The organism is Paenibacillus sp. A14 (assembly GCF_036864815.1).
Lineage (GTDB): Bacteria > Bacillota > Bacilli > Paenibacillales > Paenibacillaceae > Fontibacillus > Fontibacillus sanfengchensis.
In genome coordinates this window covers 1-25241 of the sequence record NZ_JBAGJD010000023.1, presented here as the reverse complement: position 1 = coordinate 25241, position 25241 = coordinate 1, and the positions used below count along the sequence as shown (strand labels likewise).

Annotated in this window: 23 protein-coding genes, 17 tRNA genes and 1 rRNA gene; 5 read left to right on the top strand and 36 right to left on the bottom strand. The window is 50.9% G+C overall.

Translation table 11 applies throughout. The features are described 5' to 3' along the window. Nucleotides 1–226: 226 nt before the first annotated feature. The 9 genes from zwf to V4U88_RS26395 all read right to left on the bottom strand — a co-directional run bounded on the left by zwf (nt 227) and on the right by V4U88_RS26395 (nt 7719). Nucleotides 227–1774 carry a glucose-6-phosphate dehydrogenase gene (gene zwf, locus V4U88_RS26435; protein WP_334076166.1) on the bottom strand — a complete coding sequence of 516 codons (1548 nt, stop codon included), beginning with the start codon at nt 1772–1774 and terminating at the stop codon, nt 227–229. Nucleotides 1775–1969: 195 nt separating this feature from the next. After that, nucleotides 1970–2821: a YwmB family TATA-box binding protein gene (locus V4U88_RS26430; protein ID WP_334076165.1), complete on the bottom strand. Its 852-nt coding sequence runs from the start codon at nt 2819–2821 to the stop codon at nt 1970–1972. Nucleotides 2822–2961: 140 nt separating this feature from the next. After that, nucleotides 2962–3612 (bottom strand): response regulator, encoded by a 651-nt coding sequence (locus V4U88_RS26425; protein ID WP_442951913.1) that lies wholly within the window; start codon nt 3610–3612, stop codon nt 2962–2964. After that, the gene (locus tag V4U88_RS26420; protein ID WP_334076163.1) at nt 3590–4675 is read right to left on the bottom strand and encodes a sensor histidine kinase; all 1086 of its coding nucleotides are present in this window, start codon (nt 4673–4675) and stop codon (nt 3590–3592) included. The genes V4U88_RS26425 and V4U88_RS26420 overlap by 23 nt, the downstream gene beginning before the upstream one ends. Before the next feature lie 21 nt (nt 4676–4696). Further along, nucleotides 4697–5347 carry a cell wall-active antibiotics response protein LiaF gene (liaF, locus tag V4U88_RS26415; protein ID WP_334076162.1) on the bottom strand — a complete coding sequence of 217 codons (651 nt, stop codon included), beginning with the start codon at nt 5345–5347 and terminating at the stop codon, nt 4697–4699. A gap of 111 nt (nt 5348–5458) precedes the next feature. Continuing rightward, nucleotides 5459–6160, bottom strand: a complete 702-nt coding sequence (locus tag V4U88_RS26410) for a PspA/IM30 family protein (protein ID WP_334076161.1) — start codon at nt 6158–6160, stop codon at nt 5459–5461. Between the two features lie 3 nt (nt 6161–6163). Beyond that, complete coding sequence (locus tag V4U88_RS26405) at nt 6164–6682, bottom strand: PspC domain-containing protein (protein ID WP_334076160.1); 519 nt, start codon at nt 6680–6682, stop codon at nt 6164–6166. 5 nt (nt 6683–6687) lie between these two features. After that, nucleotides 6688–7362 (bottom strand): PspA/IM30 family protein, encoded by a 675-nt coding sequence (locus V4U88_RS26400; protein ID WP_334076159.1) that lies wholly within the window; start codon nt 7360–7362, stop codon nt 6688–6690. Between the two features lie 60 nt (nt 7363–7422). Beyond that, nucleotides 7423–7719: a LiaF transmembrane domain-containing protein gene (locus V4U88_RS26395; protein WP_334076158.1), complete on the bottom strand. Its 297-nt coding sequence runs from the start codon at nt 7717–7719 to the stop codon at nt 7423–7425. Between the two features lie 326 nt (nt 7720–8045). Here V4U88_RS26395 and V4U88_RS26390 point away from each other — a divergent pair, with 326 nt between their 5' ends. From V4U88_RS26390 to V4U88_RS26370, 5 genes are all read left to right on the top strand, one after another. Beyond that, nucleotides 8046–9323 carry an ArsB/NhaD family transporter gene (locus V4U88_RS26390; RefSeq protein WP_334076157.1) on the top strand — a complete coding sequence of 426 codons (1278 nt, stop codon included), beginning with the start codon at nt 8046–8048 and terminating at the stop codon, nt 9321–9323. An 81-nt stretch (nt 9324–9404) separates the two neighbouring features. Further along, nucleotides 9405–9758 (top strand): hypothetical protein, encoded by a 354-nt coding sequence (locus V4U88_RS26385; RefSeq protein WP_334076156.1) that lies wholly within the window; start codon nt 9405–9407, stop codon nt 9756–9758. Nucleotides 9759–9861: 103 nt separating this feature from the next. Further along, nucleotides 9862–10356 (top strand): cation:proton antiporter regulatory subunit, encoded by a 495-nt coding sequence (locus V4U88_RS26380; RefSeq protein ID WP_334076155.1) that lies wholly within the window; start codon nt 9862–9864, stop codon nt 10354–10356. Beyond that, nucleotides 10357–11598: a cation:proton antiporter gene (locus V4U88_RS26375; protein ID WP_334076154.1), complete on the top strand. Its 1242-nt coding sequence runs from the start codon at nt 10357–10359 to the stop codon at nt 11596–11598. Between the two features lie 36 nt (nt 11599–11634). After that, a complete protein-coding gene (locus V4U88_RS26370) occupies nt 11635–12489 on the top strand; it encodes a YitT family protein (RefSeq protein WP_334076153.1) in 855 nt (284 codons plus the stop codon). Nucleotides 12490–12599: 110 nt separating this feature from the next. On the opposite strand, the gene V4U88_RS26365 is transcribed toward V4U88_RS26370, so the two are convergent. The 27 genes from V4U88_RS26365 to V4U88_RS26235 form a co-directional block, all read right to left on the bottom strand. Next, entirely contained in the window at nt 12600–15656 is a 3057-nt protein-coding gene (locus V4U88_RS26365; RefSeq protein WP_334076152.1) for an alpha-mannosidase, read from the bottom strand. 260 nt (nt 15657–15916) lie between these two features. Beyond that, nucleotides 15917–17146 carry a GntR family transcriptional regulator gene (locus tag V4U88_RS26360; RefSeq protein ID WP_334076151.1) on the bottom strand — a complete coding sequence of 410 codons (1230 nt, stop codon included), beginning with the start codon at nt 17144–17146 and terminating at the stop codon, nt 15917–15919. Between the two features lie 261 nt (nt 17147–17407). Beyond that, the gene (locus V4U88_RS26355) at nt 17408–17887 is read right to left on the bottom strand and encodes a nucleoside deaminase (RefSeq protein WP_334076150.1); all 480 of its coding nucleotides are present in this window, start codon (nt 17885–17887) and stop codon (nt 17408–17410) included. Nucleotides 17888–18023: 136 nt separating this feature from the next. Then, entirely contained in the window at nt 18024–18263 is a 240-nt protein-coding gene (locus V4U88_RS26350; RefSeq protein ID WP_334076149.1) for a NifU family protein, read from the bottom strand. Nucleotides 18264–18311: 48 nt separating this feature from the next. Then, entirely contained in the window at nt 18312–18524 is a 213-nt protein-coding gene (locus tag V4U88_RS26345; RefSeq protein WP_334076148.1) for a hypothetical protein, read from the bottom strand. Nucleotides 18525–18580: 56 nt separating this feature from the next. Continuing rightward, a complete protein-coding gene (gene sufB, locus V4U88_RS26340) occupies nt 18581–19978 on the bottom strand; it encodes a Fe-S cluster assembly protein SufB (protein ID WP_334076147.1) in 1398 nt (465 codons plus the stop codon). Between the two features lie 42 nt (nt 19979–20020). Continuing rightward, nucleotides 20021–21304, bottom strand: coding sequence for a Fe-S cluster assembly protein SufD (gene sufD / locus V4U88_RS26335; RefSeq protein ID WP_334076172.1), 1284 nt, complete (start codon nt 21302–21304; stop codon nt 20021–20023). Nucleotides 21305–21351: 47 nt separating this feature from the next. Further along, a complete protein-coding gene (gene sufC, locus V4U88_RS26330; protein ID WP_334076146.1) occupies nt 21352–22131 on the bottom strand; it encodes a Fe-S cluster assembly ATPase SufC in 780 nt (259 codons plus the stop codon). Continuing rightward, nucleotides 22112–22621 carry a MarR family transcriptional regulator gene (locus V4U88_RS26325; RefSeq protein ID WP_334076145.1) on the bottom strand — a complete coding sequence of 170 codons (510 nt, stop codon included), beginning with the start codon at nt 22619–22621 and terminating at the stop codon, nt 22112–22114. Before V4U88_RS26325 ends, sufC begins: the two co-directional genes overlap by 20 nt. A 681-nt stretch (nt 22622–23302) precedes the next feature. Continuing rightward, a tRNA-Leu gene (locus V4U88_RS26320) sits at nt 23303–23382 on the bottom strand. A gap of 28 nt (nt 23383–23410) precedes the next feature. Next, nucleotides 23411–23487: transfer RNA gene (locus V4U88_RS26315), tRNA-Arg, on the bottom strand. An 11-nt stretch (nt 23488–23498) separates the two neighbouring features. Further along, nucleotides 23499–23584 (bottom strand) — tRNA-Leu (locus V4U88_RS26310). A 12-nt stretch (nt 23585–23596) separates the two neighbouring features. Then, nucleotides 23597–23670: transfer RNA gene (locus tag V4U88_RS26305), tRNA-Cys, on the bottom strand. A gap of 11 nt (nt 23671–23681) precedes the next feature. Continuing rightward, nucleotides 23682–23756: transfer RNA gene (locus V4U88_RS26300), tRNA-Gly, on the bottom strand. Between the two features lie 5 nt (nt 23757–23761). Continuing rightward, nucleotides 23762–23836 (bottom strand) — tRNA-Gln (locus tag V4U88_RS26295). 21 nt (nt 23837–23857) lie between these two features. Next, nucleotides 23858–23933: transfer RNA gene (locus tag V4U88_RS26290), tRNA-His, on the bottom strand. 26 nt (nt 23934–23959) lie between these two features. After that, a tRNA-Trp gene (locus V4U88_RS26285) sits at nt 23960–24033 on the bottom strand. Between the two features lie 7 nt (nt 24034–24040). Continuing rightward, nucleotides 24041–24126 (bottom strand) — tRNA-Tyr (locus tag V4U88_RS26280). A gap of 3 nt (nt 24127–24129) precedes the next feature. Then, nucleotides 24130–24205: transfer RNA gene (locus tag V4U88_RS26275), tRNA-Thr, on the bottom strand. Between the two features lie 22 nt (nt 24206–24227). After that, nucleotides 24228–24303: transfer RNA gene (locus V4U88_RS26270), tRNA-Phe, on the bottom strand. 86 nt (nt 24304–24389) lie between these two features. Continuing rightward, nucleotides 24390–24466: transfer RNA gene (locus V4U88_RS26265), tRNA-Asp, on the bottom strand. Between the two features lie 31 nt (nt 24467–24497). Continuing rightward, nucleotides 24498–24571, bottom strand: a tRNA-Met gene (locus tag V4U88_RS26260). A 21-nt stretch (nt 24572–24592) separates the two neighbouring features. Then, nucleotides 24593–24668: transfer RNA gene (locus V4U88_RS26255), tRNA-Val, on the bottom strand. A gap of 61 nt (nt 24669–24729) precedes the next feature. Next, nucleotides 24730–24804, bottom strand: a tRNA-Glu gene (locus V4U88_RS26250). Between the two features lie 24 nt (nt 24805–24828). Further along, a tRNA-Ser gene (locus tag V4U88_RS26245) sits at nt 24829–24920 on the bottom strand. Nucleotides 24921–24923: 3 nt separating this feature from the next. Next, nucleotides 24924–24999: transfer RNA gene (locus V4U88_RS26240), tRNA-Asn, on the bottom strand. Between the two features lie 118 nt (nt 25000–25117). Beyond that, nucleotides 25118–25241, bottom strand: a 23S ribosomal RNA gene (locus V4U88_RS26235); the annotation flags it as partial.

The window sequence follows — 25241 nt, the reverse complement described above, 5'->3', positions numbered from 1 at the left end:
CAAAGGATGCAAAACAAATTAAAACTCCATTCTTGTTCAACAAACGCACCCGTTTATTGAACTTTTGTATCACATCAAATCGTGAGTAAAAAAGATTTCTTTTTAATCACAGCTTTAATTGTTGAAACACTTTGTTCGATTGATTGATTTGTTGTGTCAAGCCATAAAGAAAGCCGTCTTCAGGCGTATCGCTCGAAGACGGCTCGTACATATCTATAACAAATCTTTAAGGTCTAATCCAAACGACATTGTCCTCTTCCTGGCCGTTCACCGGCCACCAGTGGAACCCGTCTTTGGTCAACAGCTCATCGGCTTCCTTCGGCCCCCAGGAGCCGGCAGGATATTTGCTGATGTCGGCCGGGTTTTGCGCCCAAGCGGAAGCGATCCGGTCGACGAAAGCCCAGGCCGTCGCCACTTCATCCCAGCGGGTAAAGTATGTGGAATCTCCGTTCGCCGCGTCGTAGATCAGCCGCTCATAAGCTTCCGGCGAGTTGATGCCGACCTGGCAGCTTTGGCAAAATTCCATCGCCAGCGGTTCGATCTTGGAATCCGAACCGGGCTTCTTCGCGTTGATCTTGATGTAGATGCCTTCCATCGGATTGACGCGGATGACGAGCAGATTCGGTTCGAGATTATGTTTCTGTCCGAGATAAACGTTCGTCGGCATCTGTTTGAACTCTACCACAACCTCCGTCGTTTTGACCGGAAGGCGTTTCCCGGTACGGATGTAGAACGGAACACCCGCCCAACGGAAATTGTCGACGAACACCTTGGCCGCAAAATAGGTCTCCGTGTTCGAATTCGGATCCACCTTGTCTTCTTGGCGGTATCCCGGCAGCTTCTTGCCGCCTGCTTCACCTTCCGTGTACTGCCCGCGGACGACGTTCTCCTTCACTTCCTGAGCCGAAGCATACGGCCGCAAGGAGCGGAGAACCTTCACCTTCTCGTCCCGGATATCTTCCGGGAACAAGCGGCTTGGCGGTTCCATGGCGATCATCGTCAGCATCTGCAGCATATGGTTCTGCCCCATATCCCGCAACGCGCCGGAGTGATCGTAATATCCACCGCGCTCTTCAACGCCGACGGTTTCGCTCAGTGTGATTTGAACATTGGAGATATGCTTGTTGTTCCAAAGCGGCTCAAAGAACGCGTTCGCAAAGCGGATAACTTCTATATTCTGAACCATCTCTTTGCCGAGATAGTGGTCGATCCGGTAAATTTCCTCTTCCTTGAATACTTGGTTCAGCTCTTCATTCAGCTTCTGGGCGGAGAGCAGATCATAGCCGAACGGCTTCTCGATAACCAGACGATGCCAACCGCCGCTGCTCAGCATGCCGCCTTTCTGCAGGTTGAAGGATACGCTGCCGAACAGCTCGGGCGCGAGCGCGAGGTAGAACAGCCGGTTGCCCGGAATACCAAAGCGCGACTCGACCGTTTCCGTGAGTTCCCGAAGTTCATGGTATCCATCGATATTGTTGATATCCAGCGACTTATAGGAAAAGTGCTCGGCAAACTGTGTCCAGTCGGCCTCATCCTTGACTTTATACCGGCAAAACTCCTGAATGGAGCGATGGACGTCATCCCGGAATTCTTCTTGTGTACGCGGCCGGCGCGCAACGCCGATCACTGCGAAATCCTCAGCCAGTTTACCTTCGCGATATAACGAATATATGGCAGGGAAGAGCTTACGGCGTGCTAAATCTCCGGTTGCCCCAAAAATAAAAAATACCGCTCCAGGTGTCTGCAGTGATTCTAAATTTTCAAATTCAGCCATGGCTCCTCATTTCTTTCTATGTAATATAGTGAATATTTATTCAAATTCCCACCAATGATATGAATTTACACGGCATCACTGGATGTGATGTCATTTTAGCATATTCGTCGAAATGATGCCATCATATTCATAGCAAAAATGCTAGGCATTTCAGAAAATTCATTTAACTTTTATCAAATATTTATTTTTTCATCATTAATATTCAACTGTCAATAACGGCGAGCCGAGCGAAACCTCTTCCTGACCGGTCAAGTCATTCCGATGAACCGCCATCTGCAGGGAAACCCGGTGACCGCCGCTAAGAACGGAAATCGCCATATCCGGAACGGCATACGAGCGGCTGACCGTGCCTCCGTCCTCATAATCTTCCACCGCCGTCAGATTTAATGCATGCCAGCTACCTTTTTCCAGGATAGAAAGACTTTCACCAAGCGGATATTTCGCCGCCGACTCCACTCCTTCCCCTTCTTTCAAGCCCGGGTTAATCTCCCCCTGCAGGGCGCCATTCCATTGAATACGGACACCTTCATCCGCCAACGATTCCCCGCTCAACGCGATCCGTTCCTGCATCTTCCGGGCGGCTTCAGCCCCCCGGGATTCCATTCTCAGCACGACATAAAATGCGTTCTCTTCCTCCCCGGGGAGGCTGGTTAACGTCAAGCCGGAAGCGATGCCTTGCGGGTTCCCCGCTGCCTTGTGGACGGTGCGGCCCTGAACCGATTCTGCGCGGATTTCGCCCAAGCCCAGCCGGGAAGCCAAGGCACCGGCCGCTTCCTCCGCCGATAGCAGCGTCCGCCAAGTTCCCTGCCACTTTGCCGTCCCTTTCAGATCCTCCCGCACGGCCCCCGCGCCGAGTTCAAGCAATTGCTCCCATTGGGCTGCGGCCGCGGCGGGGGAATGTTCGGCTCCCGGAGCGTCGCCGATGGCCACAGGAACCGCCGCTGTCCCGCCGCGGCCGAAAAAGCCGGCCATCGCTACCAGCAGCAGCAAGGCGCATCCCGCCATCCACATCGTTCCTTTGTTCCGCAGGCCGCCCGAGTTTTGCATCGTATTCCCTCCGCTAATCTAGTAATCTATCATTAGCTTCAGAATGCCCCGCTAGCGGTCTTTTTATACTTCCTTATCGCCCGGACAAATAGAGCGAACAAAAAAAGCGGACCCATTTCCTCCATAGGTCCACTTTCCTTTTATTCGGCCAGGCCGTTCTTGTAAGCGTAAATCGCCGCCTGCGTACGGTCTTCGACGCCCAGCTTGGCCAGGATATTCGTGACGTGAAACTTCACCGTCTTAATTCCGATAATCAGGTCGTCCGCGATATCCTGATTGGATTTGCCTTGCGCCAGCAGACGGAGCACATCCATTTCCCGGTCGGTCAACTCTTCGTGAGCCGGCGTCTCCGGTTTCGGCTGGCGGAACCGGTTCATCATCTTGGAAGCCACCTGGGATTCCAAGACGGATTGCCCCCGAACCGCGGCGCGGATCGCTTCCGCAATTTCGGATGCGCGGGAGGTTTTAAGTAGGTAACTGAAGGCCCCCGCCTCAATGACGGGATACATCTTCTCGTCATCCAGATAACTGGTCAGCACGATCACCTTGCAATCGGGATAGAGCTTCAGCAGTTGGCGCGTCGTTTCGATGCCGTCCATCCCTTCCATCACCAGATCCATCAGGACGACATCCGGCTTGTACTCCTGGGCCAGTCGGATGCCCTCCTCACCGCTGCTGGCCTCCCCGACGACTTCGATCCCATCCTCGGTGCCGAGCACGGCGGCCAGCCCGATCCGGACCATCTCGTGGTCATCCACCAGCAGCACTTTAATCATCTTCTCCTCTTCCATCTCCATGCTGAGTGTCACCTCCTATTTCCTCATTCAATAGCGGTACCGTAATTTCTATACGCGTCCCCTTGCCGGGAGCGGTAATAAACTGGATCGACCCGCCGATTTCGCCGACCCGCTCCTGCATGGTCGACAATCCATAGGAAGCCTGTTTCTTCTCGTCCAGTTGGAAGCCGATCCCGTTGTCGCGCAGGGTAACCTTGACCGCGTCGCCTTTCCGGTGGATGCGAATCTCCATCTTGTCGGCTTTGGCGTGCCGAAGCGTATTGGACATGGCCTCCTGGATAATACGGAACAAGTGGTTCTCGATCCCTTTCCCGAGATTCAGTTCCTCGTCCATTTCCAGCGTGAGATCCATCGGCACTTTCATTTTCAGCTCTTTGACGAGTTCGGTCAAGCCTTGAGACAGCTCTTTGCCTTCCAGATATACCGGGCGCAAGTGGAGGAGCAAGGCCCTCATCTCCGATTGGGCGACCGAAGCCATTTCCTCGATCAGTTCCACTTGGCGCTGCGCCTTATCAAAATCCTTTTCAAGCGTCCTTCCGACCGCCGTCGCCGTCATGGAAATCGCAAACAGCTGCTGGGAAACCGCATCGTGAAGTTCGCGGGCCAGCCGCTGCCTCTCCTCCACGATCGCCGATAACCGGGCCTGCTCCGCCAACTGCGCATTGTGGGTCGAAAGGCGCTGCAGCGAGCTGACTTGCTCCTCCCAACGTTTGCCGATCCGCTCGAGCTGTTCGCCCAGGCCGCCGATCTCATCGTCGCCGAGCTTGGGCACGGTCCCGGTCTGATTGCCCTTCTCCCATTGCAGCAGGGCGTCGCGCAGCAGATCCAGCTTTCGTTTCTGGCGGTATCCCTGCAAAAAACCGAAGGCCGCTCCGACGCTCAGCAGCAAGGTAAGCAGCGTCAAGCCCGCGCTGATCCCCGTCTTCCAGTTGGCGGAGGGTTCGAAATAACCATATGTATAAAGCGTATATACGATGACGGCCAACAAAACAAAACATAGAAGGATCCCCTCCCGCATACTGCGGGAGACCATGTTCCGCGGCTTTCTGTTTCTCATGCGAAGGTGATCCTCCTCTCATTAAATTAATCGTATATCAACATCCCCGACCAGATAGGAGATGATAATTTTTACTTTATGTTCGCGGTCTTCATAATTCGGTGATTTCCAATACAGCCGGTTCAGCATTCCCGTCTCCCGGTCCCTGCTGAAATCTATCTGTCCGAACAGGACGAACGCTTCGATCTCAACGCCGTAATCCTCCGAAACCGCCAGGTCAATGTCCCCCACAACGCCTTGAAACATCAGGATGCTGTAAGGCCCCTCGGTGATGGCCAGCGACATGTCGATGTCGATCTCTCCAAGCACATGCCACATGCTCGTATTCCGCAGCGTCCAAGGGTCGCGGTCCCAGTGAATACTGGAGGTAATGCTCTGCTTTTGAATATAACTGCCGTGCGGTTGGGTTTTACGGACTTTTGCGTAATAGAGGCCCAGCGATACCATCAAGATCGCCACGACCAGCATAAAGTGGTCCAGCAGGATAAGCCCCCCGCCCACGGCAAGCAAAATATATCCGGTGCGGGTATCCTCCCCCTGGCGAATCTTATAGATGCCGTAAGCCGAAAGTAAGAGGGCGACAATCGTAAAAAAACTCAGCCATTTGCCGAAAATCATCAACACGCCAATTCCGATCAATCCAATGGCCAAGAACCTTTTCTTTGTGTCCATGCCGCACCTCCTGCCGGTTCATAAGTTGGAAAAGCCATAACGGTATGGAATCCATACCGTATGGCTTTACCCTGGTCTAGCATACCACATTGTCCCACGGACGTGTAGCTGTTATTCCGCGCTTTCTTCGCGCTTTTCAGAAGGACTCAGCTTGGCTTTCAAAGCCTCCAACTGAGCATCCACTTTCAACTGCTTTTCAGCGTCAGCCGGGCTGACGTAGGAAGGGGACGAAGTTCCGCGGTAAACGACACCGGCCACTTCGGCTTCCGCCTCCATCTGCATGATTTTCTCCTCCATCCGGTGGAATCCGAGCGAGGCGTTGCCGCTTTCGATCGAATGCAGACTGCTGATTTGCGACATTTGTTTTCTGGCCTTCGCCATTTGCGCACGGCTCACCAGTTCGTTCCGCTTGTTGCGCAGTTTGTAGAATTCATCCTTCATTTCATGGAGCTGCTGCTTCAATTCATTGGCTTGCGCTTCGGATTGAGCGTGCAGATCGCTGAATTCGGATTGCTTTTGATCGTAGTGAATCTTTTCCTCCAACAGTCTGCGTGCCACTTCTTCCTGACCGTTGCGGAGGGCCACTTCGGCCTGCGCTTCTCTTTGGGCGGAAATGCGCAACGCCTCATCCAGGCGCTGTTTCATTCTGCGCTCGTTCGCCATTTGTTTGGCTACCGTCACCTCGGCGTCACGGATTTCAGCCTCCATGTCGCGCAGGTATTGGTTCAACATCACGATGGGATCTTCCACCTTATCCAGCAGATCATTTACCGATGCTTTCGTAATATCTTTAATTCTTTTGAATACTCCCATTGTTTACACTTCTCCCTTCTCGTATTTAGACAGTTTGTTTCGCAGTTCTTCCAATTCTTTTTTCATGGCTTTCTTCTCGATATCTTCCATCATGGAATCCAGATTCGAGGCTTCTCCGCCGCCGAATCCGTTCATTCCGGCATTGCTGTACGGATTGTTCGCCTGGTAAGGGTTGCTGGCAAAAGGCGGTTGATTCGGCATCCGGCGAGGGCCGCAACCATAACCCGGGTTCCCCGGATTGCCCGGATTCCCCATGTGGTTCGGGCCAAAACCGCCATATCCGCCGGCCCCGCCATTCCCTTGCCAACCCTGATTGAAATAAGGGTCGAACGGTTCATAAGGCTCTTTGGAAATAACCAAAGAGGCGATTAAGTATATAAAGATGGTTGTTCCGCCCGTAAAGGGCACGCTGATGATCGTCAGGATCCGCAGCGCCGTGGAACTGATTCCGAAGGATTCGCCCAGCCCGCCAAGCAGACCGCTAATCCATCTATCCCGTCTTGAGCGGTAAATTCTACCCATTCGTGTTACTCCTCTCCTTTGTTATTCAGCTTCTGCTTCAAACGGGAGAGCTCCTGTTCCAGTGTCGATTGAATGACCGATCCGGCCTGGTTGACAAAATCCTGCCCCGCCTTCCGCAAATCGCGCAAGCTGCGAGCCTCCCACTCCATATCGGAAACCCGGTCCTCCAGGCGGTTGAACATCTTCGGCACGTCCTGCATGCCGTAGCCGCTCATCCGCTGATTCATCCGCTGCTGCAGCCGCAACGTTTCCATTCTGGCATAATAATACTGGCGCTTGCTGTAGACGACCTGATATTCGGTCTTCAGCTCATGAAGCTGATTTTCCAACTCCTGCAACGATTCCAGGCTTTGCGTATAAAGCTCGGAATATTGTTCGATCTTCTCGTCATACAGCATCTTCTCTTGCAGCGCCAGCTTGGCGAGGTGTTCCTCTCCGGCTTTCAGAGCGAGCAGCGCTTGCTCTTCACGTTTGTTCCGCATGATCGCCGCTTGGTCCACCTGATGTTTCAATTGCTTGGTATGACCGGCATATTGATGATGCAGCTTTTCGGCCTCAGCGATCTCCTGGCGGGTTTCGATCAGAAACTGGTCGATCAGCCGCACCGGATCCTGTGATTGCTCCAGCCGCTCGTTTAAAGTTGCAACTGTGATATCGCGTACTCGGCGAAATACACTCATGACTTCCTATCCCTCCTACACCTTATCGGTCATTCTTGTTCATAATGGTCTTAATCTATATCAGAAGCTACGTCTGCTCCGCAGGGAAGAGATTCCGTACACGATCAATCCGATGCCCAGCACCGGTACGATCAGCCAAGCCAGTTTGGAAATCAGGGAAATCACTCCGAAGAACAGGACGATCCATCCGAAGAAAGCATTGCCGCGCCGGATTCCGTAATAGCCGAGTGCGATCATCACGACCGAAATCACCAGTCCGAAAAGGCTGCCTAGGAACGGGGTCAATTTACCCAAAAGAATCAAAACGCCAAGGGCAATCAGGATGATCGCAAAACCATTGGGCCGATTGGTTTTCATTTTTTTCACCGCCTCTCATTTGTTCGACCTTATGACTCTATTTTAGGTGGAATACGGTTTGTTCAAAACGGACCGGGGACGGTTTTTAGACCTAGACCTAAGTCGAGGTCCTCTTCCGCCCCGGGATAGACCGGCGTTAGGCTTTAATTTTCCACTCTTATATTTACAATTGAAATATCTAATCATATAATGTTAAAGCATAGCATACAATAGAAAACGACAGTTATCGGAGGAGCCTGCCATCATGCGGGCTCTTTTTGCCTTTTTTCGGGGTTATTCGGGGGATTTGCGTCCCGCTGCTGTCGCACTTTACTTAAGGAGGAACCATGGAACAACAAGCCATTTGGGCTATCGGCATTTTTCTGCTGACTTATGCCCTGATTATTTCGGAAAAAATCCACCGGACACTGCTGGCCATGAGCGGCGCCGTCCTGATGATCGTTCTTGGGATCATTGATCAGGAAACCGCGATCCATCATATCGATTTCAACACGCTCGGCCTGCTGATCGGGATGATGATTATCGTCAATACGACGGCGGAAACGGGTCTTTTCAAATATATCGGAATCTGGACCGCCAAGAAGGCGAAAGGAAATCCGGTAACCATCCTTTGGCTGCTCGCGCTGATCACGGCGGCGGGGTCGGCTTTTCTCGACAATGTCACAACCATTATTTTGATGGTGCCGGTGGCGTTTAGCATCACCCGCCAATTGCAGGTCAAGACCTTTCCTTACGTGTTCTCGCTGGTCGTCGCATCAAATATCGGAGGAACGGCCACCCTCATTGGCGACCCGCCGAATATTATGATCGGCAGCGCGGTTAAGGAATTGACGTTTATGGCATTCCTGCAAAATCTTGCCCCGATCGCCATATGTATAATGGGGGTAACACTGCCGCTCTTGATCATGATTTTTCGCAAAGGGTTGAAAACTTCGCCCGGAAACCGCAAAGGTATGATGGACATGAGCCTGGATGGACTTATCACGGATCGCAAAATGCTGGTGAAATGCTTGACGATGCTGGGCCTCACGCTGTTGGGCTTCTTTATGCACCAGACCTTCCATTTGGAATCGGCCACCGTAGCTTTGGCCGGGGCCTTTGTCCTTCTGCTGCTCACCGGCGAGCGTGTGATGGAAAGAGCGTTTCAATCGGTGGAATGGCCGACGATCTTCTTTTTTGTGGGACTATTCGTCCTCGTCGGCGGACTGATTGAAACGGGAACGATTAAGCAACTGGCCGAACAAGCGATCGAATTGACCGGCGGCGACCCGCTGTTCACCTCCATGCTGATCTTGTGGCTCAGCGCCATCGCCTCGGCATTCCTGGATAACATCCCGTTTGTGGCGACCATGATCCCGATGATTCAGGATATGGGCGGCATGGGCATCACCAATCTGGAGCCCTTATGGTGGAGCTTGGCACTGGGCGCCTGCCTCGGCGGGAACGGCACCCTCATCGGCGCCAGCGCCAATTTGATTGCGGCCGGCATGTCCGCCAAGGAAGGGGAGCCGATCACCTTTGTTAGTTACATGAAATTCGGCTTTCCGCTAATGCTTTTGACGATAGTCATCTCCAGCATTTATATTGTTATCCGTTACTTTTGACAAGCCAAATCCTTTGAGATCAAATGCATAGTGTGCTATCCTTTTAGGTAAGTAACTTTCAAACCAAGGGAGGGATTACTCATGAAGCTGCGAATCAAGACCGTCGCCGGTACACTGGCCGTCGTTTTGCTCGCCGTCTTTATGATGCTGTCCCTCCCTGTTTTTTCTTCGGCTCCGGAAGCGGAAGCGGGTATCGAAAGAGAAGCTTACGAAACGAGGCAAGCCACGAAATCCCCGAAAGTTATTTTGCGGCTGAATTCGGGTCATTCCGGCAAGCAGTTCATGGACAGGGCCCCGCTCACAATTTCAGCGGTTTGCGTCTGTGTGCTCCTGCTGCTTGCGATGCCCAAGGTACCGTTCCGCCCGCTTTTTTACTTGTTTAAAAAGCGTATCCTGCTTAGGCCGATTAAATTTACGAGTAAGTACGTGGCATAATTCGCCCATCCGCCGCAACCCCATACGGGAATCGTGTCGGTCTATTCCTCAAACATTCCATCCCGGTAAGGGATACTACCTGAACACTGGAGGCTTGAAACTAATGAATCTCAAAGAAACCGAATTACCAGGCATAGGTAAAAAATTCGTAATTCAAACGCGCAGCGGTGAAAAGCTGACGATCATCATTCATGATGACGGCCGACGCGAAATCTATCATTTTGATGAAGAGAATCCGGACGACAGCATCTCCATGGTCACTTTGGACGATGATGAAGCCAGATACGTGTCCGCAATTATCGGCGGCGTTACCTATCAGCCAACCGCCTTGGAAAATATCGAAGTCGCCTTGGGCGACCTGATCATTGAATGGTACCGCTTGGAGCCGAATTATAAGGCGATCGGCAAAACGATCGGCGAACTGCGCATTCGTCAACGCTCCGGCGCGACGATTATCGCGGTGATCGAAAAAAACCAGAAAAAACACGTCAATCCGGGACCGGACCTGATGCTGACAGCCGACGCCCTCGTTGTTGTAATCGGCGAACGTCTGCACCAACAACAAATCAGACATATTCTATTGAATGGAAGTGGTTGAATGGATCATATCGTGCTTGAGATCGGCCTGGCGGTCGCTTTGATCGCGGCCGCCGGACTGATCTCCGCAAAACTTCGTCTATCCGTTATTCCTTTTTACATTATAATCGGGATGGTCGTAGGGCCTCATGCCATGGAAATCGGCCATCTGGATTTCAGATTTATTGAAAGCGCCTCGTTTATCGATTTTATGGGCCGCATCGGCGTTCTCTTCCTGCTCTTTTACCTGGGACTGGAATTCTCGGTCAGCCGATTGATCAAATCCGGCAAATCAATTGTCATGGGCGGAGCGATATACATTGGAATTAACTTTTCGCTCGGCCTCCTGTTTGGTATTATCTCCGCCTTTCCCCTTAAAGAAATCCTGCTGATTGCCGGTATTACCACCTTCTCCTCCAGTGCCATCGTCGCCAAAGTGCTGGTCGATCTCAAGAGAACCGCCAATTCCGAAACGGAAATGGTCTTGGGAATTACCATGTTCGAAGATGTCGTCCTTGCGCTTTATATTTCTGTTCTGTCGGGTCTGATCCTCAGCGGATCGACGGAATTTAGCGATATCCTCTTGTCCACGGCTATTTCGCTCGGCTACATGCTGTTGCTCCTGTTTGTCGGACGAAAACTCGTTCCTCTGCTAAACCGCGTACTGAACATTCGGTCCAACGAATTGTTTATACTCGTCATTTTCGCCGGCCTGTTCCTGATCGCCGGATTTTCCGAAACCATCCATGTCGCCGAAGCGATCGGCGCTCTTCTGCTCGGCCTGGTACTTGCCGAAACCGAGCATGTCAAACGTATCGAGAAATTCGTGATCCCGTTTCGCGACTTTTTCGGAGCCGTCTTCTTCTTCAGCTTCGGTCTGTCCATCGACCCGCTGCAATTGGGCGGGGCCGTCTGGTATTCGTTGGCTGCCGTTATCCTGACCTTGATCGGAAATATTACGGCGGGGATGATCGCGGGCCGCAAAGCCGGGTTATCGCCAAAAGCGTCCATCAATATCGGCCTGACGATTATGGGCCGCGGGGAGTTCTCGATCATTCTGGTCAATCTCGGCAAAGCCGGAGGGCTTATGGCGATTTTGCAGCCTTTCGCCGCGTTGTACGTTCTGATTTTGGCGATTTTGGGTCCGTTGATGGCAAAAGAAAGCAAATGGGTATTGAAGGTTTTGGATAAAGTGTTCAAATTTGAGCAGCGATACCGGAAACGTCTTGCACAAAATAAACCGCTGCAGGAGGAGCACTCTTAATATCGGGTCTTACGAGCCCTGAGAGGGGGAGTGAGCTTGAGAGCCAAACTCACCACCGATTCAGCCGTCAAGCCCCGACGCTTCCGGAAGCCTTGGAGCCCGCCATACACCCGGTTTTTCGGCGTGATGGCCGGAGCTATTCTCGCCGCCGCGGGGCTGGAGCTGTTTCTGATGCCGCATGGCATCGTCGTGGGCGGAATGACCGGGTTATCCGTTCTGCTCGCTTTAACCGCCGAAATGAAATTGGGGCTATTCCTTTTCCTACTGAATTTGCCGCTGATTCTGCTGGAACGCAAAAATATCGACGCCCCGTTCGGCCTGTTCACTGTTTGCGGGCTGCTTGTATTTTCGCTGGGGACGCTGGCCCTGCATCCCTACCCCGCTTTAATGAGCGACCCGCTGCCGGCGGCTCTGCTCGGCGGACTTTGCCTGGGATTGGGGCTGGGCTTTGCCCTCCGCTTCGGCGGAGCCTTGGATACGGCCGGGCAGGCCGCGAAGAGCTTGCCCCAGACGCAGCGGAAACTTTTTCCTTCCGAGGGCATAAGACTACTGCTGAATTGCACCATACTGCTGGCCGCCGGTTTTCACTTTGGTTTCGATCAGGCCGTTTACTCGGTAACCGCCTATATCCTTGCCTACGAGTCGGTGAAGATCCCGCTGCACGGAATCCGCCTGCGAGTTCAGGTGCGGATCAAGACGAGCCGTCCCGCCGAGATCCAGAAGCGGCTGATGCTTTACTTGAACCGCGAGGCTGTTATGACCAAGGAGCAAAACGGGGAAAAACAGTTCGAGCATAGGCTTAACTATTTGGAATGCCAATGTCACTCCCTGGAGCTCCCTCGTCTGAGGGCCCTTGTCAAAGACGGCGATCGGATGGCGAAATCACCGTGAAGCCTTGACAACCAAACACCAACCGCACCGATGACGTTGCACCCGCAAAAACGGAAGCCGCAGGCCATTTGACCTGCGGCTCTTTTTTTATCCGCGAAGGAAAGGGCCGCTTACTTTTTGAGGCCTTGACCCTTCCTTGCTGGTTCTACACGGATGGTTTTGATCTCAAACGGAGTAAAGTCCAAGTCCACTTCCCGGCTGTTTTCCCGAAGAACCCGGAGCGGTTCCTCCATCAAATCCGTCTCCTCGATCGCGCGGCAGTCGAATCCCAGGACCAGCTTACCGCCGGCAGCGGTTCCCGCCGTTTCATATAATCTCAAGACGAGATGGTCGCTGTCCTCCGCCTTTTTAACGGCCTCCACCATGACATTCTCGGCATGAAGCCGCAAAAATGGTACGGCTGAACGTTGCGGCCCTGACGCTGCCGTTCCTTCACCCATCGCCGGCGCTTGCACGATGCGCAGCGGAATATTCAGCTCATAGCCCTTTTTGTACACCTCCGCCCTGATAAAATCCCCTTGATGCGGATACAGGCCGTACGTAAACCGGTGCCGGGCCCGGTCCGCCGTTTCATCCGGGTAGGACGGACTGCGCAGCAGGTTGATATCGACGATATTTCGTTCCGCGCTATGTCCGTATTTGCAGTCGTTGAGCAGGGCCACCCCGTAATCGGGCTGGGAGAGATCGATATAATGATGGGCGCAGATTTCGTCCTGGGCCATCTGCAGCATCGTGTTCCGGGTGGTCGGACGCTTCAGGTGACCGAATTGAATTTCGCAGTTGACCTGGTCGCTTACGACGTTAAAAGGGAAAGATGAGCGCAGCATTTTGCCCGTTTCCCGCCAATCGGCTACTGTTTCGAAAATCACGGTGCTTCCGCCTTCATAAAGGATGACTTTTTGCCGGAGCGTCGATTTCCCGAAACGGTAGTCTTGCTCCATAATGGCCCGGGGGCCGTCAATATAGGCTGTTGCTTTTTCGAGCTTCATCCGCCCGGCCTTCATATCGCGATAATCCCGGGAGAAATCCCACGCATCCCCTTCATCGTGGTATACCGTCAGCAGATTCCCGCTGCCGCTCGGTTCTAGAGCCTCCCGTCCGCATTGTTTGTCATATACGGATTGCAGACTTCCATCTTCCGCGAAGCGAATCGACAGCCTGTCATTTTCCAGTAGGCGGTCGGCAGCCCTTAACGCGGACACGGCCTGTTTTTCTTCCGCCGTTGGGATGAGCGCAGCTTCCAGAGGAAGATACCCCATAGCCGGGACGCTCACCTTGTGCCATTCATCCTCCCATTGCACCCAATCCTCGCGCTCCCAGGGCAGGGAGTTGAACAGCACGGGCCGGCCCGGTTCGGTAATAAATCCGGCAATTTCGCCGTAGGTTTCGTCCAGCATCGCCTCGACCTCCCGGTACAGCTCGGCATACCGTGCCAGCGACTCCTCAAACACTCGCGTAATCGAGGAACCGGGCAGAATGTCGTGGAACTGGTACAGCAGCATTTCCTTCCAGATCCGTTCCAGCCGCTCCGCGGGGTACGCGGCTCCGGTCAGCGCCCAGGCCAGGGAAGCTGCGAATTCCAGCTCGCGGAGCGCTTTTTCCAGCTTGCGGTTATACCATTTGTTGCGGGCCTGGCTGGTCAGCGTACCCTGATGTTTCTCCAGATACAGCTCACCCTTGTAGGTTTGGAATCGATCCGCTTCCCGCTCCAATCGCCGAAAGAACGCTAGGGAAGATTCCTGGATGACCGGCGGCAGGCCCAGCAGATCCTGTTCCCGTGCCAACCGCTCCAAATGTTCCTCTCCGGGGCCCCCGCCGCCATCGCCAATCCCGAACAGCATCAGCGCGTGCCCGGATACACCTTTGTCCAGATACCGCTGCTCGATCTTCATCAGCGATCTCGGCGCGGCCGGACTGTTGTACGTATCTTCGGGAGGCAGATGGGCCAGCACCCGCGTCCCATCGATGCCTTCCCACAAGAAGCTGTGGTGCGGATGCGCGTTGTATACGCTCCAGGACAGTTTCTGCGTCATCATGTAATCGACCCCCGATTTTCGCAGCAGCTGCGGCAGACTTCCGGTATAGCCGAACACATCCGGCAGCCATAGCACCTTCATGTCTTGCCCGAATTCCTCCCGGAAAAAGCGCTTGCCGTAGAGGATCTGCCTCACCAACGCTTCGCCGCCGGAAATGTTGGTGTCCGGTTCGACCCACATCGCCCCTTGCGCTTCCCAACGACCTTCGCGTATTCGCTCCTTCACCTGGGCGTATAATTTCGGATAATGCTCCTTCATCCAGGCGTATAATTGCGGCTGGCTGGCGCCGAACACATAATCGGGGTACTTCTCCATATTGCGGAGTACGGTTGAAAAGGTCCGCGCCCCCTTGCGGATCGTTTCCCGGATCGGCCATAGCCAGGCCAGGTCGATATGGGCATGGCCAATTGCGCTCACCGTGACGGTAGGGTCCCCGCCGCGCTTGGCCAGCTGCGGGGCGATTCTCGCTTTGGCCCGGCGGACGGTCTCTTCCTCGATGACCGCCAGCATATTGGCGGCTTCATACAAGCTTTGAACGATTTGAGCCCGTCTCGAGCTGGCTTCCGGCAATTGCTCGGCCAGCTCGATCAAGACCTCAAAATCGTAGTAAAGCTCCCGGACCGGCTCCCGGCAAACGGCAATTTCCGCTTCCTTGAGCGTTCCGCCGCGAAATCTGCCGAACAGATCATTGTTGCCTCCGTCCGCCCAGATATCGATCACTTCGCCGCCCGCGGCAGGGAAAGCGACATCCACTACCCGTTTTCCGGGTAGACCGAGGCTGAAATCGAATTCGGAATTGATGTTGGTCAATCCCTGCCTCGGCGTGCTTTCCGCGTCAACCAGGCACAGCTCCCCGTTGACATCGATCAGAAGGACCACCTTTTGTCCGGCCAGTTCCCGGGGAACGGTGCCCTGAAAATGAAACCATGCACAGTCCCATAATTCTCCCCATTTGTCCCCCGGCCGCAGATCGACGCGTTGTCCGGTCATCCGATCCACATAGGGCACCGGTTCCGCAGTTACCCATGCGGTCACCCGCAAGGCCGAGACCGGCCGGTAAACGGCATGTTGCAGGGCCGTTAATTTTTGTTTCGCCTTTTGCAGCATGATCTGATTAGTTTCATACGGCATTCCCAATCACTCTTTTCACTCATTGAATTTTTTAAGGAGTTATTTCGGACCCTGCTCTCTATTCTGCCGTTTTGCCTTCTTCCTCACCTGCAGAATCCGCTTGATTGATCTGGGTAAGTCATTTGTATTATTAAATATATTTTACTATGTCATTTAAGTCAAGGAATTGGATATATCATTTATCTCTAGTTTTAGTCAAAAAAACACCTGCCAAAGCGCTGTCGGCAAGTGTTTTTTCTTGGCTCCTCATTCGTTCAGAGCTACGACCTGTGCTGGGAAACCGGTCCAGTCGTCTTGCGCTCAATCAACTGCGGTTGCAGGATGACTTGGGTATAACCCGAATCCGGGTCCTTGCTCCCGCCGTCCTCCAGCATATTCAGCAAAATGCGGGCCGCCTCCCGGCCCATTTCCAGCTCGGACTGAGAAATATGCGAGAAATGCTCCGTTCCGTACAATCCCGGGGATGGATCGTCGAACGTCAAAATGGATACCTCCCCCGGCACCCGCAATCCTAGTTCCGAGCAGAGGGAATTAACGTACATGCCAAGCCGGCCGTTCAAGGTGATATAGGCGGTGGCAATCCGGTTCTTGATAAATCTGTACAGCGGATGCCTCTTATCGAGACCTCCGTAGTCGACACTAAAATCAGTCAAAATCAGCGCCGGATTGATCATTGCCCCCTTTTGCTTCAGCGCCTCCATATACCCGTTTATCCGGTCTTCCACCGTAATGGTCGGCAGCGGTGAATCCGAGCAAATCGCTATATCCCGATGCCCCAATCCCCATAAATAATCCACCGCCATTTGTCCGCCGACCCGTCCGTCGCTGCGGGCGATATTCGTGGCTACTCCCGGCAGATACCGGTCCACCAATACGAACGGGAATCCGCCCAACTTTAAGGACAGAATCTCTTCGTTGTAGGTTTCGGCATCGCACGGAAATATTATTAGACCGGCGGCACCTTTCCGAATCAGATCGTTGATCGCCTCTTTCTCCCGTTCAATCGAGTTATAAGTCAATACGATTTGCAGGCTGTACGGGCTGTCTTCAATCGCTTCCGTAATTCCCTGAATCAGCCGAATTCCAAAATAATCGACCAGATGAGGTATGACAAATCCGATCACCCCTCTTCCCCCGGTCATGACCGAAACGCTACGATCGTTCGGGAGCGAATAGTGGCCTGAGAATCCGGCTCCTTTCGGCGGCGCCATCTCTCCTTCGCCTCCAAGTCCCGACTCCGGCCGATGCTCCGAGATTAATTCGCCAATCGCTTCGCTAACAAAACTCCCCCGGCCGGGAATCCGGTAGATCCATCCCTCTTTGGCCAACTGCATCAAGGCATTCGCCACGGTGATACGGCTTACCTGAAATTCCTTCATCAACTCTTTTTCCGAAGGAATCTTATCATTCTCCCTTAACTGCCCCTTCAGAATAAGATCCTTAAAATGCTCTTGGATTTTCAAATATAAAGGCATGCGCTCATTATGCATAGTCCCTCTCCTAACGTTCGTCTCTCATAACTCAAAATTATATCATTTATGTCATTTAGTCAAATGAGTAAAGTGCCAAAAAGGAGGAGGGATTCAAGCGCTAGTCGGATAGTGGAGCATCTAATCCTATATAACCAGCATAAAATGCGGAACCTCTGGGACGATCGCTATCGGGCGGTCCACTATTTTAAACGACAAAAAAAACAGCCTTCTCATTCCCAATATGGACAACGAGCGGGCTGTTTTGTAAAAACCTCTTAATTAATATTCAACCTTCTTGATGGAGGAACTCCAGGCCTCAAACGGAAGCAGCCGGTTTGGGGTGGCAACCTGCTGCATCGGGATGAACCGCTTCTCCATCGGCTGAGCGATCTGCTCATAAATAAACTGATCGTCAAATCCGATCCGAGCGGCCTCCTCCTGAGTACCGGCGAAATAGACGGCATCCGGACGGGACCAGTAGATCGCGCCTATGCACATCGGGCATGGCTCACAGCTTGTATAGACAGTGCAGCCCTTCAGTTGAAAATCATTTAAGTGACGACACGCCTCCCGGATTGCCTGGACTTCCGCATGCGCGGTCGGGTCCTTCAAACTTGTGACCGAATTCCGGCCGGTGCCGATAATTTTTCCGTCTTTCACCACAATGGCGCCAAAAGGCCCTCCCTCGGCATTCAGCACATTTTCATGCGCCTCCCGGATCGCGAGTTCCATCCAGTATGAATGATCTTTTTCAGCCATGTTGTCGTGCTCCTTTTAAAATCTCTTGCATCCCCGTTATTATATCCTCTTTCTTCGGAAAATGACAAACGTAAAATTAAATAAGCTTACTCATTTGGCATTCAGCAATTATGTTCACATCAGTTAAAAAGGGAATTTAGAATACTTGTACAACCTCTTTAATACCATCGATTTCCTCAAGGATTGCGCGTTCAATGGCGGCCTTTAATGTAATCGTCGCACTTGGGCAACCGTTGCAGGCTCCCAAAAATCTTAATTTGGCTATACCGTTCTCAACCTCGACCAATTCAGCATCTCCCCCGTCACGCAATAAGAAAGGACGTAGTTTGAGAAGTACTTCCGATACTTCGCCGAACAAAATCCCGTTATTCTCCATAATGCCAGCTCCTCTCATTGTTTTACCCACATTCCATTCGTGCTTTTTTCATTCTGAATGTTCTGATTGATCCTTTGACTTTTCAATTAGAGAGGCCTCTTGATCTGAAAGTTCCATTAAAATCGTATAAATTGGAACTATAGGTATCATCACACCACAACTTGCACTCAGTCCTAAGAGCATATTAAGATAAAACTGAATTTTCTTTTTCTCTCGAGTAATTTGCTCTAATTCTGAGATGTCTGAGTTATTTTTCTTCATTAAAACACACCCCATGCCTCCTAAAAAGTAAAACGCTTGATTGTTAAATTAATATATCAACCGATGCTTCCTTCCATCTCAAATTGAATTAGCCGATTCATTTCAACGGCATATTCCATCGGCAATTCTTTGGTAAACGGCTCAATAAAGCCCATTACAATCATTTGTGTGGCCTCTTGCTCCGTAAGTCCGCGACTCATTAAGTAAAATAATTGTTCCTCGGATACCTTAGATACTGTTGCCTCGTGCTCCAAAGTAATCTGATCATTTTTAATTTCATTGTACGGAATTGTGTCTGATGTTGAGAGATTGTCCAAAATCAACGTATCACACTTAATATTGGACTTGGACCCTGCGGAATCGCGGCTGAAGCTGGACAACCCCCGGTAGTTTACTTTGCCGCCCTGTTTACTGATGGATTTGGATATAATCGTAGATGTTGTCTCGGGAGCAAGGTGAATGACCTTCGCGCCGGCATCCTGATGCTGATCTTTACCGGCTACAGCAATAGACAAGATGGACCCTTTTGCTCCCCGTCCTTTCAATATTACAGCCGGATACTTCATCGTTACCTTGGAGCCGATGTTGCCGTCCACCCATTCCATTGTGGCGTTTTCCTCGGCCACAGCCCTTTGGGTTACCAAGTTGTAGATATTAGGAGCCCAATTCTGAACTGTCGTGTAACGGACACGGGAATCTTTCCGGCAAATAATTTCAATAACTCCGCTATGCAGAGAACTGGTACTATAAATAGGTGCTGTGCATCCTTCAACGTAATGGACAAAACTACCCTCTTCGGCAATAATTAATGTCCGCTCGAATTGGCCCATATTTTCAGAATTAATACGAAAATACCCTTGTATAGGAACCTCACACTGAACGCCCCTCGGAATGTATACAAAGCTGCCGCCTGACCAAACCGCACTGTTAAGCGCCGCAAATTTATTGTCGGCGGGAGGGATAATCGTTCCAAAATATTGCTTAAATACTTCGGGGTATTGCTTTAATGCAGTATCCGTATCAAGGAAAATAACGCCCTGATCCTCCAGTTCTTTCTGCATACTGTGATAGATGACTTCCGACTCGTATTGAGCGGATACGCCCGCCAGGAACTTTTGCTCCGCTTCAGGAATCCCCAGCTTGTCAAAGGTTGCTTTGATCTCGGAAGGAACTTCCTCCCAGGTTTTCCCCTGTTTTTCAGAAGGACGAACGTAATATTGGATGTCATCAAGATTTAGCCCGGCCAAATCCGCTCCCCATTGAGGCATCGGCATTTTGTAGAATTGTTTCAAAGCTTTCAGCCGAAAATCGAGCATCCACTCCGGCTCTTCCTTGATTCGGGAAATTTCCTGGACAATCTCTTCAGTCAGGCCTTTTCCGGATTGAAAAATAGACTGGTGCTCGTCGCGAAACCCATATTTATATTCACCCATATCCGGCGCTTTTTTAGCCATTAGTATCACTCCTTTTAACCTCTCAAGACTCATTTTGATTTGCTATGATCTGTCGAGCTTGCTCTCCACTAAATCTTGCAGTCGGCTGCGAACTCCCTCCAGCGGGATCTCTGAAATGACAGGGGCGAGAAATCCGAAAATAACAAGATATTCAGCTTCACTCCGTGATATCCCGCGCGACATCAGATAATAGATTTGTTCCGCATTTACTTGCCCCACGGATGCGGCATGACCTGCGGTTACATCATCCTCATCGATCAGCAGGATCGGATTGGCATCGCCGCGCGCTTTAGGACTTAACATAAGCACGCGTTCTGTTTGCTTACCATCACAATGGGTTGCACCTTTTTCAATCTTTGTAATACCATTGATAATGGCCGTAGCTTCTTCAAGCATGACTGCACGCGTAATCATCTGGCTCACCGAGCTTCTGCCAAAATGCCGGGCTTGAGTTGTATAGCTCGATTTTTGATTGCCCGTGCCAATCGCAATCACCTTACTGTCGGAGACCGACCCGCTGCCTTGAAGCAAAGTCTTCGTATCGCTGGCGCTATAACCATTGTTCATCTCACCAATAATCCATTCCACACCGCCATCCGCAAGAACGACCGCCCGCCGCTGGGTGAAATCTGTTGTTGCTGCAGCAAGCTGATGAACCGAAGCCACTTGTACCTTTGAGCCCGCTCCCGCAAAAACCTCCACCACACCGTTATGCAATACCTTGACATCATCCCCGCTGGATACACAATTATCCACATAAACGAGCTTGCTGTTGCTCCCGGCCACAATTAAGATGTGAGGAGCAAAACGCACCCCACTTGTATCGTTAAGAAAGATCGCTTGAATGGGCGCTTCAACCTCGACACCGTCCGGGACATATAGAAAAACGCCACCACTCCATAAGGCGCTGTGTGCAGCAGATAAACTATGCTCTTCCGGCTTCACTGCCTGAAAGAGATAACGTTGAACCAACGCCTCATGCTCTTTTGCCGCAGTATGCAGGTCCGTTAAAATGACTCCCTGGGCGGCTAAGCCCTTGGACAATTCCGTATACACTACATCCGAATTGAACTGAACGATTAATCCGCCATTCACTGGAGAAGCAACCAAACCTCGAACAACCTCCGGCGCATCTGCTAAACCTGACCACGCATTCTCAGCTTTGTAATCTCCTCCTTCGTAGATATCCCATTTTTCAAGTTTGATTTTCTCCACTTTAGGCAGCTCCAGCGTCCCTGCCAGCTCGAGTGCCCGCATCCGGCGTTCAAGCAGCCAACGAGGTTCATCCTTAGCACTTGACCAAGCGCGCAAAGCGTTCGCATTCATTGAAATTTTTGCTTGTATCCCCACTTGCTTTTCCTCCTCTTCAGCTTTTAAACTTCCTCGCCTACCGTCTCATCCGTAATCCCAAGCTCCTCTTTCACCCAATCGTACCCTTCTGCCTCCAAACGGTGGGCAAGCTCCGGACCGCCAGATTTGACAATCCGGCCCTGCATCATGACATGCACAAAATCCGGGGTAATATAATTCAACAGACGTTGATAGTGCGTGATGATTAAAAAGCCTCTATCCGGGCTGCGCATCTCATTTACACCATTAGCCACAATACGCAGTGCATCAATATCAAGCCCGGAATCTACTTCATCCAAAATCACAAACTTGGGTTCAAGCAGCATCATTTGCAAAATCTCATTCCGCTTTTTTTCACCGCCGGAAAATCCCTCATTCAAATAACGATGCGCGAATTCCGGATTCATCTCCAGCCCTTTCATTTTGTTCTCCATTTCACGGATAAAACGGATTAAGGATATCTCCTCGCCTTCTTCACGCCGTGCATTGATCGCACTTCTGAGATAGTCCGAGTTCGTTACGCCGGCAATTTCACTAGGGTATTGCATCGCGAGAAACAAGCCCGCCCGGGCACGCTCATCCACTTCCATCTCCAGAAGATCCTCATTGTCCAATGTCACCTTGCCGTCCGTAACCTCATATTTGGGATGGCCCATTAAGGCCGAAGCCAACGTACTTTTTCCCGTCCCATTAGGTCCCATAATCGCATGAATCTCTCCGCCATGAATCTCCAATGTGAGCCCTTTTAAAATTTCTTTCCCTTCAATCTTGCTTCTTAATTCCTCAATCTTTAAGGTCGTCATTCTCCCATACTTCCCTTCCGTAGTGTTCTTCGGCACGCACCAACAAATCATTCATAAATTTTCCGATAGTCTGTAACTCAGCCTCTGAATAGGATTCAATAAATCGGTAGAAACCCTCTTCTTTTTCTTGATGCAGCTTTTTATGCAAATGATAAACGTGTCTTCCCTTATCCGTTAAGCTAAAATAAATCTCCTTACGATTGTTGTTCAGCTGACTTCTCATAATAAAGCCCGTTTCCAGCAGCTTTGAACAAATATTAGTAATGCTTGCTTTGGATAAATCCATTTTCCCCACAATTCTGGTATGATTTATTGGTTCATAATCACCAATGCAATCAATAACGTGTACACTAGTAATATTGTTAGAAAGCATATCAATCTGGTGCTTTCTGGCTTGTTGCCGAAACATGTTAATTTCATGCTCAGTATACAACTCATTCAGATGCAGTATTTTTAAATACCGCTCGTAAAGATGACGTTTAAACTCCAATTGCCCAATCTCCCCTCTTTTGTAGTCGTTGCATACCAAATCTAGTGTCAGGAATAGGTTGCTTTTTTGTTTAGTAATAAACAAAACCATTTTAGCACAATTGATAATGATTATCAATATCAACTAATTAGATAAGACGAAATTCTGGAGTCGCTTTTCATTGGTTTATTCGTCTTATGCTGCTTTTCCGACCTGTTGGATCTCACCTCCGTGATCCGGGACTTATCCGTTTCGTTTCTTTCAGCACCTTCGCGTAGTCATTCATGGGCCGTAATCTCCTCTTTTTTCAAGGGCTTCGCCCCACATGGTCAATTTCTATTTTCATTTTTCTACTAAAAAAGAGCGGGCTATCTATACGATAACCTGCTCCTGTTCTTCATTTTTTGGCTTACACCTAAACTTGATGACATTGCCCTCTATTTCGCTCACTTTTTGTAAAAAGAAGCACAAGTTTCTGCTTGTTGGACAAAGATTGAATTATTTTTACATGGTTTTAAACTGCAAAGAATAAGGAAGGAAAGCGTAATCCTAAATGGGGTCCCACTGGACTTTCCGTAAAGGGGAATAAAAAGAATGTAGAGGCCTTACTGCTTGAAATGCGGAGCGGAACTTTGAAGTAGTTTCCATAAAATATAAAAAGAGTTCATGAAATTTTACACAATTTCATGAACTCTTCTGCAATGCCGGTGAAGGGACTCGAACCCCCACGGTTTCCCTCACGATTTTGAGTCGCGCGCGTCTGCCAATTCCGCCACACCGGCATATTATAAACATAATATACAATTATAATGGCGTGCCCTAAGAGATTCGAACTCCTGACCTTTTGATTCGTAGTCAAACGCTCTATCCAGCTGAGCTAAGGGCACTCAATCAAAAGTGCGGAAGACCAGACTTGAACTGGTACGGTAGTCACCTACCGCAGGATTTTAAGTCCTGTGCGTCTGCCGATTCCGCCACTCCCGCTTATTAAAGAAATGGAGGCGCCACCCAGATTCGAACTGGGGATAAAGCTTTTGCAGAGCTGTGCCTTACCACTTGGCTATGGCGCCATATATAAAAATGGAGCGGACGACGGGAATCGAACCCGCGACCCTCGCCTTGGCAAGGCGATGCTCTACCGCTGAGCCACGTCCGCTTAAATGGCTGGGGATATAGGATTCGAACCTATGGATGACGGAGTCAAAGTCCGTTGCCTTACCGCTTGGCTAATCCCCAACAAGTTTTTTTAGATAAAAATGGGGCGATCGATGGGACTTGAACCCACGAATGCCGGAGCCACAATCCGGTGCGTTAACCCCTTCGCCACGACCGCCATATAAAATATTTAATTCTTGAAGCTGGCAGGGGCAGCAGGAATTGAACCCACACCAAAGGTTTTGGAGACCTTTGTTCTACCTTTAAACTATGCCCCTTTATAACTGGTGGAGGCTGATGGATTCGAACCACCGAACTCGTCAGAGAACAGATTTACAGTCTGCTGCGTTTGGCCACTTCGCTAAGCCTCCACGTGGTGCCGGCGAGAGGACTTGAACCCCCAACCTACTGATTACAAGTCAGTTGCTCTACCAATTGAGCTACACCGGCAATTATTTCATTTAATTGTCAATGGTGGCTCGGGACGGAATCGAACCGCCGACACGAGGATTTTCAGTCCTCTGCTCTACCGACTGAGCTACCGAGCCGTATTGAAAAGATTGCGAAACCTTTCCACCTACGCCGATAGTAATTCAGCGGCGATAACAGGAACAGTTTCCTTCGAAAAAATAAATGGCGGAGCCGACGGGATTCGAACCCGCGGTCTCCTGCGTGACAGGCAGGCATGTTAGGCCTCTACACCACGGCTCCACACTAGAAATGCATCCCAATGATGGGATAATTGCGGGGGCAGGATTTGAACCTGCGGCCTTCGGGTTATGAGCCCGACGAGCTACCGGGCTGCTCCACCCCGCGTCAGTAAAAAATTAGATTATATGGTGGAGGCTGAGGGGATCGAACCCCCGACCCTCTGCTTGTAAGGCAGATGCTCTCCCAGCTGAGCTAAGCCTCCATGGGAAACACAAATCTTATTATAACATACTTAGCTTTATAAGATCAAGTCTTTTGTTAAATGGTGACCCGTAGGGGATTCGAACCCCTGTTACCTCCGTGAAAGGGAGGTGTCTTAACCCCTTGACCAACGGGCCATGTTACAATTGCTAGAATAATTATGGCGGAGAGAGAGGGATTCGAACCCTCGAGACGCTTGTGACGCCTACACGATTTCCAATCGTGCTCCTTCGGCCAACTCGGACACCTCTCCATATGGCTCCCCGAACAGGACTCGAACCTGTGACAACTCGATTAACAGTCGAGTGCTCTACCAACTGAGCTATCAGGGAATATAATTCATTTCAGGTTGATCACCTGAAAACTGGATACGAAACGTGCTTTGCGTTTTAGTCTCCTCAAGTGCTCAGATCGGCTTGTTCAGCCTGACGCCACTTTTTGGAGTTGTTTTTGGATAAGCCCTCGACCGATTAGTACCTGTCAGCTCCATGCATTGCTGCACTTCCACCCCAGGCCTATCAACCTCGTCGTCTTCAAGGGGTCTTACTAATTGGGAAATCTCATCTTGAGGGGG

What these genes read in the sequence shown, in the direction of transcription:
- V4U88_RS26345 (WP_334076148.1), bottom strand. Translation starts at nt 18,524, where the DNA reads ATGAAGAAAAATAACTCAGACATCTCAGAATTAGAGCAAATTACTCGA.
- V4U88_RS26430 (WP_334076165.1), bottom strand. Translation starts at nt 2,821, where the DNA reads ATGCAAAACTCGGGCGGCCTGCGGAACAAAGGAACGATGTGGATGGCG.
- V4U88_RS26420 (WP_334076163.1), bottom strand. Translation starts at nt 4,675, where the DNA reads ATGAGAAACAGAAAGCCGCGGAACATGGTCTCCCGCAGTATGCGGGAG.
- zwf (WP_334076166.1), bottom strand. Translation starts at nt 1,774, where the DNA reads ATGGCTGAATTTGAAAATTTAGAATCACTGCAGACACCTGGAGCGGTA.
- V4U88_RS26355 (WP_334076150.1), bottom strand. Translation starts at nt 17,887, where the DNA reads ATGGCTGAAAAAGATCATTCATACTGGATGGAACTCGCGATCCGGGAG.
- sufD (WP_334076172.1), bottom strand. Translation starts at nt 21,304, where the DNA reads ATGAATGCGAACGCTTTGCGCGCTTGGTCAAGTGCTAAGGATGAACCT.
- V4U88_RS26410 (WP_334076161.1), bottom strand. Translation starts at nt 6,160, where the DNA reads ATGGGAGTATTCAAAAGAATTAAAGATATTACGAAAGCATCGGTAAAT.
- sufB (WP_334076147.1), bottom strand. Translation starts at nt 19,978, where the DNA reads ATGGCTAAAAAAGCGCCGGATATGGGTGAATATAAATATGGGTTTCGC.
- liaF (WP_334076162.1), bottom strand. Translation starts at nt 5,347, where the DNA reads ATGGACACAAAGAAAAGGTTCTTGGCCATTGGATTGATCGGAATTGGC.
- V4U88_RS26405 (WP_334076160.1), bottom strand. Translation starts at nt 6,682, where the DNA reads ATGGGTAGAATTTACCGCTCAAGACGGGATAGATGGATTAGCGGTCTG.
- V4U88_RS26365 (WP_334076152.1), bottom strand. Translation starts at nt 15,656, where the DNA reads ATGCCGTATGAAACTAATCAGATCATGCTGCAAAAGGCGAAACAAAAA.
- V4U88_RS26400 (WP_334076159.1), bottom strand. Translation starts at nt 7,362, where the DNA reads ATGAGTGTATTTCGCCGAGTACGCGATATCACAGTTGCAACTTTAAAC.
- V4U88_RS26375 (WP_334076154.1), top strand. Translation starts at nt 10,357, where the DNA reads ATGGATCATATCGTGCTTGAGATCGGCCTGGCGGTCGCTTTGATCGCG.
- V4U88_RS26350 (WP_334076149.1), bottom strand. Translation starts at nt 18,263, where the DNA reads ATGGAGAATAACGGGATTTTGTTCGGCGAAGTATCGGAAGTACTTCTC.
- V4U88_RS26360 (WP_334076151.1), bottom strand. Translation starts at nt 17,146, where the DNA reads ATGCATAATGAGCGCATGCCTTTATATTTGAAAATCCAAGAGCATTTT.
- V4U88_RS26380 (WP_334076155.1), top strand. Translation starts at nt 9,862, where the DNA reads ATGAATCTCAAAGAAACCGAATTACCAGGCATAGGTAAAAAATTCGTA.
- V4U88_RS26425 (WP_442951913.1), bottom strand. Translation starts at nt 3,612, where the DNA reads ATGGAAGAGGAGAAGATGATTAAAGTGCTGCTGGTGGATGACCACGAG.
- V4U88_RS26390 (WP_334076157.1), top strand. Translation starts at nt 8,046, where the DNA reads ATGGAACAACAAGCCATTTGGGCTATCGGCATTTTTCTGCTGACTTAT.
- V4U88_RS26395 (WP_334076158.1), bottom strand. Translation starts at nt 7,719, where the DNA reads ATGAAAACCAATCGGCCCAATGGTTTTGCGATCATCCTGATTGCCCTT.
- V4U88_RS26385 (WP_334076156.1), top strand. Translation starts at nt 9,405, where the DNA reads ATGAAGCTGCGAATCAAGACCGTCGCCGGTACACTGGCCGTCGTTTTG.
- sufC (WP_334076146.1), bottom strand. Translation starts at nt 22,131, where the DNA reads ATGACGACCTTAAAGATTGAGGAATTAAGAAGCAAGATTGAAGGGAAA.